The 11,732-nt window shown below is 62.2% G+C and carries 11 protein-coding genes; 6 read left to right on the forward strand and 5 right to left on the reverse strand.

What is annotated here, in order from left to right; translation table 11 throughout:
• Positions 1-3: 3 nt before the first annotated feature.
• From AC04PT_RS09565 to mdh, 4 genes are all read right to left on the reverse strand, one after another.
• Positions 4-2,970: a 2-oxoglutarate dehydrogenase E1 component gene (locus AC04PT_RS09565; RefSeq protein WP_482873421.1), complete on the reverse strand. Its 2,967-nt coding sequence runs from the start codon at positions 2,968-2,970 to the stop codon at positions 4-6.
• A gap of 126 nt (positions 2,971-3,096) precedes the next feature.
• Positions 3,097-3,984, reverse strand: coding sequence for a succinate--CoA ligase subunit alpha (gene sucD / locus AC04PT_RS09570; RefSeq protein WP_482873422.1), 888 nt, complete (start codon positions 3,982-3,984; stop codon positions 3,097-3,099).
• A 94-nt stretch (positions 3,985-4,078) separates the two neighbouring features.
• Entirely contained in the window at positions 4,079-5,272 is a 1,194-nt protein-coding gene (gene sucC, locus AC04PT_RS09575) for an ADP-forming succinate--CoA ligase subunit beta (protein ID WP_482873423.1), read from the reverse strand.
• A gap of 400 nt (positions 5,273-5,672) precedes the next feature.
• The gene (gene mdh, locus AC04PT_RS09580; RefSeq protein WP_482873424.1) at positions 5,673-6,635 is read right to left on the reverse strand and encodes a malate dehydrogenase; all 963 of its coding nucleotides are present in this window, start codon (positions 6,633-6,635) and stop codon (positions 5,673-5,675) included.
• A 160-nt stretch (positions 6,636-6,795) separates the two neighbouring features.
• On the opposite strand from mdh, the gene AC04PT_RS09585 reads away from it, so the two are divergent.
• A complete protein-coding gene (locus AC04PT_RS09585; protein WP_482873425.1) occupies positions 6,796-7,551 on the forward strand; it encodes a sulfite exporter TauE/SafE family protein in 756 nt (251 codons plus the stop codon).
• A gap of 26 nt (positions 7,552-7,577) precedes the next feature.
• Here the strand turns inward: AC04PT_RS09585 and AC04PT_RS09590 are convergent, their stop codons facing one another.
• Positions 7,578-7,871: a hypothetical protein gene (locus AC04PT_RS09590; protein ID WP_482873552.1), complete on the reverse strand. Its 294-nt coding sequence runs from the start codon at positions 7,869-7,871 to the stop codon at positions 7,578-7,580.
• Between the two features lie 259 nt (positions 7,872-8,130).
• Here AC04PT_RS09590 and AC04PT_RS09595 point away from each other — a divergent pair, with 259 nt between their 5' ends.
• From AC04PT_RS09595 to sdhD, 5 genes are all read left to right on the forward strand, one after another.
• Positions 8,131-8,988: an HpcH/HpaI aldolase/citrate lyase family protein gene (locus tag AC04PT_RS09595; protein WP_482873426.1), complete on the forward strand. Its 858-nt coding sequence runs from the start codon at positions 8,131-8,133 to the stop codon at positions 8,986-8,988.
• A 6-nt stretch (positions 8,989-8,994) separates the two neighbouring features.
• The gene (locus tag AC04PT_RS09600) at positions 8,995-9,543 is read left to right on the forward strand and encodes an NnrU family protein (RefSeq protein WP_482873427.1); all 549 of its coding nucleotides are present in this window, start codon (positions 8,995-8,997) and stop codon (positions 9,541-9,543) included.
• 22 nt (positions 9,544-9,565) lie between these two features.
• Positions 9,566-10,612, forward strand: a complete 1,047-nt coding sequence (locus tag AC04PT_RS09605; protein WP_482873428.1) for a MaoC family dehydratase — start codon at positions 9,566-9,568, stop codon at positions 10,610-10,612.
• Between the two features lie 332 nt (positions 10,613-10,944).
• Entirely contained in the window at positions 10,945-11,334 is a 390-nt protein-coding gene (gene sdhC, locus AC04PT_RS09610) for a succinate dehydrogenase, cytochrome b556 subunit (RefSeq protein WP_482873429.1), read from the forward strand.
• A 13-nt stretch (positions 11,335-11,347) separates the two neighbouring features.
• Complete coding sequence (gene sdhD / locus AC04PT_RS09615) at positions 11,348-11,719, forward strand: succinate dehydrogenase, hydrophobic membrane anchor protein (protein ID WP_482873430.1); 372 nt, start codon at positions 11,348-11,350, stop codon at positions 11,717-11,719.
• Positions 11,720-11,732 lie beyond the last annotated feature (13 nt).

Here is an 11,732-nt window from a genome sequence, read left to right on the forward strand (position 1 = left end):
GCGTTACTTTCCTTCGATCGTCAGCGCCTGGTCGACCAGGGCGGCTTGTTGAGCTTTGTGGTTCGAGGCGAGACCGGTGGCGGGCGAGGCGCTCGCGGGGCGTCCGACATAGACCGGGCGCTTGTGCTTGGCCTTGATCCGGTTCAGCACCCATTCGACATTGGGTTCCATGAAGGTCCATGCGCCCTGGTTCTTGGGCTCTTCCTGGCACCAGATCATCTCGGCGTTCTTGAAGCGCTCTAGCTCCTTCACGGCAGAGATGGCGGGGAACGGATAAAACTGCTCGAACCGCATCAGGTAGATGTCGTCGATGCCGCGATTGTCGCGTTCCTCCAGCAGATCGTAATAGACCTTGCCCGAGCACATCACGACGCGCTTGATCTTGTCGTCTGCCTTAAGCTCGGTGTCCGAGTTGCCCTTCTGGGCGTCGTCCCAGAGCACCCGGTGGAAGCTCGACCCGGTGGTGAAATCCTCGGCTTCGGAGATCGCCAGCTTGTGCCGCAGCAGGGATTTCGGCGTCATCAGGATCAGCGGCTTGCGGAAGGTGCGGTGGATCTGGCGACGCAGGATGTGGAAATAGTTCGCCGGCGTCGTGCAGTTGGCCACGATCCAGTTGTCCTGACCGCACATTTGCAGGAAGCGTTCGAGCCGCGCCGAAGAGTGCTCCGGTCCCTGGCCCTCGTAGCCGTGCGGCAGCAGGCAGACGAGACCGGACATGCGCAGCCACTTGCTTTCGCCCGAGCTGACGAACTGGTCGAACATGATCTGCGCGCCGTTCGCGAAGTCGCCAAACTGCGCTTCCCAGGCCACAAGGGCGTTGGGCTCCGCCAGAGTATAGCCGTATTCGAAACCGCTGACCGCGTATTCCGACAGCGCGCTGTCGATCACGTCATAGCGTGCCTGGCCCTCGCGGACGTGGTTCAATGGGTAATAGCGTTCCTCGGTGTCCTGGTTGATCAGGGCCGAATGCCGCTGCGAGAAGGTGCCGCGCGCCGAATCCTGGCCCGACAGACGCACCGGGTAGCCTTCGGTCAGCAGCGAGCCGAAGGCCAGCGCCTCACCCGTGGCCCAGTCGAAGCCCTTGCCGGTCCTGAACATCTCGCGCTTGGCATCAAGCAGCCGGCCCACCGTCTTGTGCAGCGGAAAGCCTTCGGGCACGCGGGTGATCGCGGTGCCGACCTCTTCCATCGTCTCGGGCTTGATGGCGGTTTCGCCGCGCTGGTAATCCTCTTCGTCGCGCCGGTCGAGATGCGACCAGCGGCCATCGAGCCAGTCGGCCTTGTTGGGCTTGTAATCCTTGCCGGCCTCGAACTCCTCGTTCAGCTTGGCTTGGAAGGCGGCCTTCATGTCCTCGATCTCGCCCTCGGGGATCAGCCCGTCCTTGACCAACCGTTCGGTATACAGCGACAGGGTCGTTTTGTGACCCTTGATCTTCTTGTACATGATCGGATTGGTGAACATCGGCTCATCGCCTTCGTTGTGACCGAAGCGGCGATAGCAGAATATGTCGATGACCACGTCCTTGTTGAACTTCTGGCGAAACTCGGTCGCAACCTTGGCAGCGTGTACAACCGCCTCGGGGTCGTCACCATTGACGTGGAAGATCGGCGCTTCCACCACCAGCGCGTTGTCGGTGGGATAGGGCGACGAACGCGAGAAGTGCGGCGCGGTGGTGAACCCGATCTGGTTGTTGACGACGATATGGATCGTGCCACCGGTCTTGTGGCCGCGCAGGCCCGACAGGGCGAAACATTCCGCCACCACGCCCTGCCCGGCAAAGGCCGCGTCGCCGTGCAGCAGCACCGGGATCACGGTCTTGTGCTCGGCGTCCTTGCGCTGGTCCTGCTTGGCGCGGGCCTTGCCCAGCACCACCGGGTTGACGGCCTCCAGGTGCGAAGGGTTGGCGGTCAGGCTAAGGTGCACGGTGTTGCCGTCGAACTCGCGGTCCGACGAAGCACCGAGGTGGTACTTCACGTCGCCCGATCCGTCGACGTCCTCGGGCTTGAAGCTGCCGCCCTGGAATTCGTTGAAGATCGCCTTGTAGGGTTTGTTCATCACGTTGGCCAGAACCGACAGGCGGCCGCGGTGCGGCATGCCGATCACGATTTCCTCGACGCCCAGCGCGCCGCCCCGCTTGATGATCTGCTCCATCGCCGGGATCAGGCTTTCGCCGCCGTCCAGCCCGAAGCGCTTGGTGCCCATGTACTTGACGTGCAGGAATTTCTCGAAACCCTCGGCCTCGACCATCTTGTTGAGAATGGCTTTCCGGCCCTCGCGCGAAAACTTGACCTCCTTGCCGTAGCCCTCGATCCGCTCTTTCAGCCAGGCGCTCTGCTCGGGGTCCGAGATGTGCATGTACTGCAGCGCGAAGGTGCCGCAGTAGGTCCGTTTCACGATTTCCACGATCTGCCGCATCGAAGCGATCTGAAGCCCCAGTACGTTGTCGATGAAGATCGGCCGGTCGAGGTCGGCGCCGGTGAAACCATAGGTCTTGGGGTCCAGCTCGGGATGCGGGCTGTCCTGCCGCAAGCCAAGGGGGTCCAGATCGGCGGCAAGGTGGCCGCGGATTCGGTAGGCCCGGATCAGCATCAACGCTCGGATGCTGTCCAGCACCGCGCGCTGGATCTGGTCGTCGGTCAGTTCGACGCCCTGCGACTTGGCCTTGTCCGAGATCTTCTTGCCCGCCGCCTTGGCCTCGGCCGGAGGCGCGGGCCATTCGCCGGTCAGCGCGCCGGTGATCTCGTCTCCCGGCTGCGGCGGCCAGTCGGTGCGCGCCCAGGATGGGCCGGTGGCCTCTTTCTTGACGTCGATGTCGTCGTCACCCAACTGACGGAAGAATGCCTGCCACGCCTCATCCACGGAGGCCGGATCGTTGGCGTAGCGCGCGTATATCTGCTCCAGATACTCCGCGTTGTGGCCCTGCATGAAGCTCGAGGCCTTGAAGATGTCGTTGGGGCTTTGGTCGGTCATTGTGGCACCTTTGGCGAACGTGAACCGGTTTGCTGTTTCGGCAGGGCGGGTTAACCCCGCCTTACCATAGGACGTTTCCGCCCGATTTCATGCGGTGGGACGGGCAATCCGCCCATCCCCCAGGGGTCAGCCCTTGTCGATGGCTTCCTTGACGGCCTCGCCCAGCGTCGCCGGGCTGTCCGCCACCACGATGCCCGCGCTGCGCATCGCTTCGATCTTGTCCTCGGCACCGCCCTTGCCGCCGGCGACGATGGCGCCCGCATGGCCCATGCGGCGGCCCGGAGGCGCGGTACGGCCGGCGATGAAGCCCGCCGTCGGTTTCCACCGGCCCTTCTTCTTCTCGGAGGCGAGGAATTCTGCCGCCTCCTCTTCCGCCGAGCCGCCGATCTCGCCGATCATGATGATCGATTGGGTCTCGTCGTCTGCGAGGAACATTTCGAGCACGTCGATGTGCTCTGTGCCTTTGATCGGGTCGCCGCCGATGCCCACCGCGCTGGACTGGCCGAGGCCGAGGTCGGAGGTCTGCTTCACCGCCTCGTAGGTCAGCGTGCCCGAGCGGCTGACCACGCCGCAGGAGCCACGCTTGTGAATGTGGCCGGGCATGATGCCGATCTTGCAGGCGTCGGGCGTGATGACACCCGGGCAGTTCGGCCCGATCAGCCGCGACTTCGAGGTCTCGAGCGCGCGCTTCACCTTCATCATGTCGAGCACCGGGATGCCTTCGGTGATGCAGACAATCAGTTCCATCTCGGCGTCGATCGCCTCGAGGATCGAGTCGGCGGCGAAGGGCGGCGGGACGTAGATCACGCTCGCGTTGGCCTCGGTCTTGTGCTTGGCTTCATGCACCGAGTTGAAGACCGGCAGGTCCAGATGCGTCTGACCGCCCTTGCCGGGGGTGACGCCGCCGACCATCTTGGTGCCGTAGGCAATCGCCTGTTCGGTGTGAAAGGTACCCTGCGAGCCGGTAAGGCCCTGACAGATCACCTTGGTATTTTCGTCTACGAGGACTGCCATGTTCGGCTACTCCTGTTCATTTCGTAGGATGGGTGCTCGGCACCCATCTCTCGTCAATCCATGGTAAAGATGGGTAAATTTACCCATCCTACGATCAGCCCTTCACCGCCTTCACGATCTTCTGGGCGCCATCCTTCAGGTCGTCTGCGGCAATGACGTCAACATCCGAGTTGTTGATGATTTCCTTGCCCTTCTCGACGTTGGTGCCTTCCAGACGCACCACCAGCGGCACCTTGAGACCGACCTCTTTCACCGCGGCAATCACGCCCTCGGCGATCACGTCGCAGCGCATGATGCCGCCGAAGATGTTGACCAGGATGCCCTTCACGTTGGGGTCCGAGGTGATGATCTTGAACGCCTCGGTCACCTTCTCCTTGGTGGCACCGCCGCCGACGTCGAGGAAGTTGGCAGGCTCGGCGCCGTAGAGCTTGATGATATCCATCGTCGCCATGGCCAGACCTGCGCCGTTCACCATGCAGCCGATTTCACCGTCCAGAGCGATGTAATTGAGGTCGTACTTCGACGCCTCCAGCTCTTTTGGGTCTTCCTCGGTGGTGTCGCGCAGCTCGGCAATGTCGGGGTGGCGATAGACCGCGTTGCCGTCAAAGCCCATCTTGGCGTCGAGGCACTTCAGATCACCGCTGTCGGAGACGATCAGCGGGTTGATCTCCAGCATCTCCATGTCCTTCTCGATGAACATCTTGTAGAGCGTGCCCATCAGCTGAACGCATTGCTTGATCTGCTTGCCTTCGAGGCCCAGCATGAAAGCGATGCGGCGGCCGTGGAACGGTTGATAGCCGGTGGCCGGATCGACGCTGAACGACAGGATCTTTTCGGGGGTCGACGCCGCCACTTCCTCGATGTCCATGCCGCCCTCGGTCGAGCAGACAAAGGACACGCGGCTGGTTTGGCGGTCCACCAGCAGGGCGAGGTACAGTTCGGTCTCGATGCCCGAGCCGTCCTCGATATAGATGCGGTTGACCTGTTTGCCGGCCTCGCCGGTCTGGTGCGTGACCAGCGTGCGGCCCAGCATCTTCTTGGCTTCCTCGGCGGCTTCCTCGACCGATTTGGCCAGACGGACACCGCCCGCCTCGCCGGCGCTGGCCTCTTTGAAGGAGCCCTTGCCGCGGCCGCCGGCGTGGATTTGCGCCTTGACCACCCAAAGCGGACCGTCCATCTCGCCGGCCTTGGTCTTGGCCTCTTCCGCTTTGAGAACCACACGCCCGTCGGATACCGGAGCGCCGTAGCTGCGTAGCAGAGCCTTTGCCTGATACTCATGAATGTTCATGGATCATCTGTCCCGTCTTGCTGCAATTGCATTGTCCAATGCCATGAATAGAGAGGGAATCTAAACGGGTTATTGACCGCAGGCACATGTTAGCGGCGAAATTCCTACATTTGTGATCACACGATTTCTGGCTGTGATCACATCTGGCGGTTTCAAATTTCGCTGCATTGGCTAAAGCGAATCGTTCCATACAGACGTGCGTGTGGCGGCATCGGTGCTGCTTTGCAGCGCCAGCCGTACTGGAAAGGGCTCGCTGGCTGGCCACCCGATATTTCCGGTGCCACACAAGCGCCCGCGTTTCACAGGCCCGCGTAACTTTCCCGCGCACCCACGCCTTGATGATCCCGACAAAAAAAGGGCGCCCCAATGGGACGCCCTGTCGAAATGAGTGCCGAACTTATCAGCTAAGCGAGTTGTCGATACCCTTGCAGGCATCCACGAGGCCCTTCACGGCCTTGACCGAGGCGTCGAACATCTCTTGTTCTTGCTTGTTCAACTTGATGTTGACGATCTTCTCGATGCCGCCGGCACCGATCACGGTGGGCACTCCGACATACATGCCGTTCAGCCCGAATTCGCCGTCGCAATAGGCGGCACAGGGCAGGACGCGCTTCTGGTCCTTCAGGTAGGCCTCGGCCATCTCGATCGCCGACGTCGCCGGAGCATAGAAGGCAGAGCCAGTTTTCAGCAGGCCGACGATTTCGGCGCCGCCGTCACGGGTGCGCTGCACGATGGCGTCCAGCTTCTCCTGAGTAATCCAGCCCATCTCCACCAGGTCGGGCAGCGGAATACCGGCGACGGTCGAGTAACGCACCGACGGCACCATGGTATCGCCGTGGCCGCCCAGCACGAAGGCGGTCACGTCCTTCATCGACACGTCGAATTCGGAGGCGAGGAAGTGACGGAAGCGCGCCGAATCCAGCACGCCGGCCATGCCGCAGACCTTTTCGTGTGGCAGGCCGCTGAATTCGCGCAGGGCCCAGACCATCGCGTCGAGCGGGTTGGTGATACAGATGACGAATGCGTCAGGGGCATTGTCCCGAATGCCTTCGCCCACGGCCTTCATGACCTTGAGGTTGATGCCCAGCAGGTCGTCACGGCTCATCCCCGGCTTGCGCGGCACACCGGCGGTCACGATGCAGACATCGGCGCCCGCGATGTCTGCGTAGTCCTGGGTGCCTTTAAGCGAGGCGTCGAAGCCCTCGGCCGGACCGGATTCAGCGATGTCGAGTGCCTTGCCCTGTGGAATGCCTTCGGCAATGTCGAACATGACGACGTCGCCCAGTTCCTTGAGTGCAACGAGGTGGGCGAGCGTGCCACCGATCTGTCCTGCGCCGATCAGGGCAATCTTGGGTCTGGCCATGGAAGTCTCTCCGGTCCGGTTCAAATTGCACGATGGGGTAGAGCGGTTTCCGTTTCTATGCAAGGGCGCTGCAATGCGGCACGAATTTTCGCAACTTCTGGCGGATCCGTTTGGATAGCGCTAAAGACCCGGCAAAACGGGCGTTTGCACAGGTTCGACGATGTTGGAGTTCACCCCGGGATTTTTCGCCGTTGCGCTTCCCGCCGTTGCCTTCGCCGGCATCTCGAAGGCTGGGTTCGGCTCTGGCGCGGCTTTTGCCAGTGCCTCGATTCTGGCAATTGTTTTGCCACCAGGACAGGCGTTGGGCATCATGCTGCCGCTGCTGATGTTGGTGGATGCCGCCAGTCTTGGACCCTATTGGAAACGCTGGGCGTGGCCCGAGACTCGTGCGCTGATGCTGGGTGCCTTGCCCGGTGTGGCGCTGGGCGCGCTGCTGTACAGAGTCACCCATGATGACGCGATCCGACTGTTAATTGGTGTCATTTCAATCGGATTCGTAGCTTGGCAAATCAGCGTGAGCCGGGGCTGGATCCGTCCGGGCAGGCGCCCGATGCCGGAACGCGCAGGCTACCTTGCCGGCGTTGCAGCCGGATTCACCAGCTTTGTCAGCCATGCGGGTGGGCCGCCCGCCGCGGTCTATCTGCTCGGGCGGCAGTTGGACAAGACCACGTATCAGGCCTCGACGGTTTTGACCTTCTGGGCGATCAACATATTCAAGTTCGTGCCCTACAGCTTTCTCGGCATCTTCTCTGCCCAGACATTTCTGGCGGGCGTTTATCTTGCGCCGGCCGCCCTCGTCGGAGCCTGGCTGGGCGTCAAGGCACATACCCGTATTCCCGAACGGGCGTTCTTCTTGCTGGCCTATGCATTATTGACTTGCACCGGGGCCAAGCTGATCTGGGATGCGCTCACATAGGTCGTGCGCGACAGGTGCTGCCGAAGTCAGGCATCGTTCCCGGCGGCCGGCAAAGCTTCGGCCAGCGTCTCAAAGGCCTGGCCACTCGCCAGAAGACAGGTCATGCCATTCACCATCGTCACGGTGATCGTCCAGCTTCCTGATTCCTCGGAAGCGAAGACCTCCATGACGGCGTTGTCGCCACCCAGGCCGATCGCCTGCCGGCTTTCGCCGTAGGTCTCGGCCAAGCGTGCGATCACTGTGTCGCGCGGCGCGCATTGGCGCTGGCCTTGGGCCTGAAGCTGAGTTGCGGCCAGAAGAAGGATGCTGGCCCCCATCATGATAACTGCATTACGTTTCATAACATTACCTCCGTGGGGCGCAGGTTCTGCGTTGCCTCCCGGCCCGGTTTTGACGGAGCCGCCTCTGGTAGGGGCGACACAGGTAGAACCCTTGCACACAAAGGTTGGTTCCTTCCTAAAGCGAGCGAACGTTGCATCAATCGGTGAGTTTGCGCTGCACTGCGGCAAATCACCCCTTGTATTTTTCGCAAAAGAGTGCCCCTAATCCGCGCAACTTTATTCTGATGGGAGTTTCACGATGGACATGCGCACGCGCCCCTACCGTTCCGTCCTATACATCCCCGGCTCGAAGACGCGGGCGCTCGAAAAGGCGCGGAACCTTGCTGTCGATGCGATCATCTTCGACCTTGAGGATGCGGTCTCGGTCGACGAAAAGGCCAACGCGCGCGCCATTCTGGCCGAGGCGCTGGCGCAAGGCGGCTATGGTGCGCGCATGCGTATCGTGCGGATCAACGGGCTGGACACCGCATGGGGCCGCGATGACGCCCGCGCGGTGGTGGACATGCAGCCTGACGCGGTGTTGCTGCCCAAGGTGAACTCTGCTGCCGATCTCGACGCGCTGGCCGAGATTACCGGCGACCTGCCGATCTGGGCGATGATGGAGACGCCGCAGGGCATGCTTCGCGCCGAGGAGATTGCAGCCCACCCGAAACTCGCCGGTTTCATCATGGGCACCAACGACCTCGCCAAGGACCTGCAGTGCCGCTTCCGGCCTGACCGACTGCCGCTGATGACCTCTCTGGGGCTGTGCATGCTGGCGGCTAAGGCGCATGGGGTGGTGATCGTCGACGGGGTCTACAACGCCTTCAAGGACGAGGACGGACTGCGTGCCGAGTGCCAGCAGGGCCGTGACATGGGCATGGACGGCAAGACGCTGATCCATCCGGCGCAGGTAGAGATTGCAAATCAGGTGTTTGCCCCATCGGGCGAAGAAATCGACCTTGCCGAGCGTCAGATCGCCGCGTTCGAGGAGGCCGAGGCGAAGGGGCAGGGGGTCGCCGTGGTCGATGGCCGCATCGTCGAGAACCTGCATGTTGCCACGGCCCGTGAGATACTGGCAAAAGCAGAGGCAATCGCAGCCCTCTCAGCGGAGTAAGCCCCCATGTTCCTCCTTGTCCTCGGTCTCGCCCTCTGGGCGCTGGCGCACTTTTTCAAACGCATGCATCCTGAACGCCGTGCGGCGCTCGGCAACAAGGGCAAGGGGTACGTCGCTCTGGCGCTGGCGGTTTCGGTGGTGCTGATGGTTCTGGGCTATCGCGCCGCGCCCTACATCGATGTTTGGTCTCCGCCGACCTGGGGCAAGCACCTGAACAACCTGATGGTGCTGGTCGCCTTCTATATGACCTCGCCCGCGCCCAAGAAGGGCCGGCTGCTCAACGGCATGCGCCACCCGATGCTGCTGGGCTTCAGCCTCTGGGCCGTGGCGCACCTGCTGGTCAACGGTGATGTCGCTTCGATCGTGCTGTTCGGCGGGCTGCTGGTCTGGGCCTTGGCCGAGATCGTGGTGATCAACCGGGCCGAGCCGAATTGGACTCCGCCCGCCCCTGGCAGCTACGGCAAGGATGCGATGTTCTTTGCCGTCTCGATCCTGCTGGTGGGCATCGTCGGTTGGATCCACGGGATGATCGGCCCCTCACCCTTCCCCGTCTGACATATAAACACCGGAGACCTGCATGGCCCTGAACACCCCTGCCAAAACCAATCCGGGCCGCTTCTTCGAGGATTACACCCTCGGCGAGGTCATCCGCCACGCGGTGCCACGCACCGTGTCGGGGGGCGAGAGGGCACTGTATCACGCGCTCTATCCTGCCCGCCACGCGCTCTATTCCTCGGACGAATTTGCACGGGACTGCGGTCTGCCCGCCGCGCCGATCGACGATCTGGCGGCCTTCCACGTGGTCTTCGGCAAGACGGTCCCGGACATCTCGCTCAACGCGGTGGCCAACCTCGGCTATGCCGAAGGCCGCTGGCACCAGCCGGTCTATCCCGGCGACACCCTGCATTCGGAGTCCGAGGTCATCGGGCTCAAACAGAACTCCAACGGCAAGACCGGTGTCGTCTGGGTCCGCACCCGGGGCATCAACCAGCGCGGCGAGACAGTGATGGACTATGTCCGCTGGGTCATGGTCCGCAAGAACGATCTCGACGCGCCCGCGCCCGAGACGGTGGTGCCCGACCTGCAAAAGGTCATCCCCGCCGCCGATCTGGTGATCCCGGAAGGCCTCGACTTCACAGGCTACGACTTCACGCTTGCCGGTGAACCGCACCGCTGGGGCGATTACGCAGTGGGCGAAATGATCGACCACGTCGATGGCGTCACCATCGAAGAGGCCGAGCACATGCTCGCCACACGGCTCTGGCAGAACACTGCGAAGGTGCATTTCGACGCCACGAACCGCGACGACGGGCAGCGGCTAATTTACGGCGGGCATGTGATCTCGATGGCGCGGGCACTGTCCTTCAACGGGTTGGCCAATGCGCAGATGATCGTCGGGTTGAACGGCGGCGCGCACGCCAACCCCTGTTTTGCCGGGCGCACGGTCAAGGCATGGTCCGAGGTCCTCGACAAGGCCGAGATCGCCGCTCCGGGCGTCGGGGCGATCCGTCTGCGGCTTGTGGCAACGGCGGAAGGCGCACCGTTCGACCTGAAAGGCGAGGATGGAAAGTACCGCCCCCACGTCCTGCTGGATTTGGATTACTGGGCGCTGATGCCCCTGTGAGATGCGTCGTACGACCGGAATTCACAACGACGCCCTCGGGTGGGAGGTCCCGCCCTGAAACGCCCGGGGCGCGTGATCACAGGCTCGTCCGGCCCGTGAACGCTAACACTTCCTATAGCAGACCGTCGCCCGTTTGCTTTGGTCTCGGCAAGCGAATCGCGCAGGCAGCGCAAGGCGCCGCGAGATGTGATCACGCGCAAACTCCCGTGATCACAAATTCTGCAAAAAAGGAAAAACCGCGCTAAAAAACCGCAGCGGTTTCGCGCGGTGCCCTGTGACATGACGAAAAAAATCTCTATCACTACGTCCAAGAGAACCCGAAAGGATGCGCCATGGCCGATGTGAACCGCGGCAACAGACCGCTCTCGCCCTTCATGCTGGGCAAGTACTACCGGTTTCAGCTTAATTCCGTGACCTCGATCCTTACCCGGATTACCGGCAACGCGCTGCTTCTGGGCGCGCTTCTGGTCGTCTGGTGGCTGCTGGCCGCCGCCTCTGGCCCCGATTACTTCGATACCGTCAACTGGATCGTCACCAGCTTTATCGGTGACGTGATCATGTTCCTGTCACTTTGGGCGCTTTGGTATCACACGCTGGCCGGCCTGCGTCACCTTGTGTGGGATCAGGCCGTCGCGCTGGATATCCGCACCTCGGACATGCTCGGCTGGGGCGTGATCGGCGGCTCGGTCCTGCTTACCCTAATCACCGTCATCTTCATCTGAGAAAGGCGCAGCCATGTCTTTTCTGACCGACTACAAGCGCGCCGTGGGTTGGGGTTCGGCCAAATCCGGCACCGAACACCATGTGCGGATGAAGATCTCCTCCGTCGCCTTGGCGATCCTGATCCCGCTGTTCGTGTTCAACTTCGGCGCCATCCTCGGTTCCCCTTATGACGAGGTCGTTGCACACTACGCGCGGCCCTATCCGGCGATCCTTGCTGCCTTGACCATCGTGGTGGGCTTTTTGCACTTCAAGGACGGCGCCCAGATCATGATCGAGGATTATGTCCACGGCCTGCCCGGCAAGCTGCTGATCCTCGGCGTGATCCTGCTGTCCTATGCCGCCATGGCGATCGGGCTCTTTGCCCTCGTCAAACTGGCCCTTTGAATTCCGGAGCGTG

This window comes from Litorisediminivivens sp. KMU-197 (assembly GCF_056858395.1).

Coding starts and splice junctions, on each gene's coding strand:
- AC04PT_RS09565 (WP_482873421.1), bottom strand. CDS start 2,970: ATGACCGACCAAAGCCCCAACGACATCTTCAAGGCCTCGAGCTTCATG.
- sucD (WP_482873422.1), bottom strand. CDS start 3,984: ATGGCAGTCCTCGTAGACGAAAATACCAAGGTGATCTGTCAGGGCCTT.
- sucC (WP_482873423.1), bottom strand. CDS start 5,272: ATGAACATTCATGAGTATCAGGCAAAGGCTCTGCTACGCAGCTACGGC.
- mdh (WP_482873424.1), bottom strand. CDS start 6,635: ATGGCCAGACCCAAGATTGCCCTGATCGGCGCAGGACAGATCGGTGGC.
- AC04PT_RS09585 (WP_482873425.1), top strand. CDS start 6,796: ATGTTGGAGTTCACCCCGGGATTTTTCGCCGTTGCGCTTCCCGCCGTT.
- AC04PT_RS09590 (WP_482873552.1), bottom strand. CDS start 7,871: ATGATGGGGGCCAGCATCCTTCTTCTGGCCGCAACTCAGCTTCAGGCC.
- AC04PT_RS09595 (WP_482873426.1), top strand. CDS start 8,131: ATGGACATGCGCACGCGCCCCTACCGTTCCGTCCTATACATCCCCGGC.
- AC04PT_RS09600 (WP_482873427.1), top strand. CDS start 8,995: ATGTTCCTCCTTGTCCTCGGTCTCGCCCTCTGGGCGCTGGCGCACTTT.
- AC04PT_RS09605 (WP_482873428.1), top strand. CDS start 9,566: ATGGCCCTGAACACCCCTGCCAAAACCAATCCGGGCCGCTTCTTCGAG.
- sdhC (WP_482873429.1), top strand. CDS start 10,945: ATGGCCGATGTGAACCGCGGCAACAGACCGCTCTCGCCCTTCATGCTG.
- sdhD (WP_482873430.1), top strand. CDS start 11,348: ATGTCTTTTCTGACCGACTACAAGCGCGCCGTGGGTTGGGGTTCGGCC.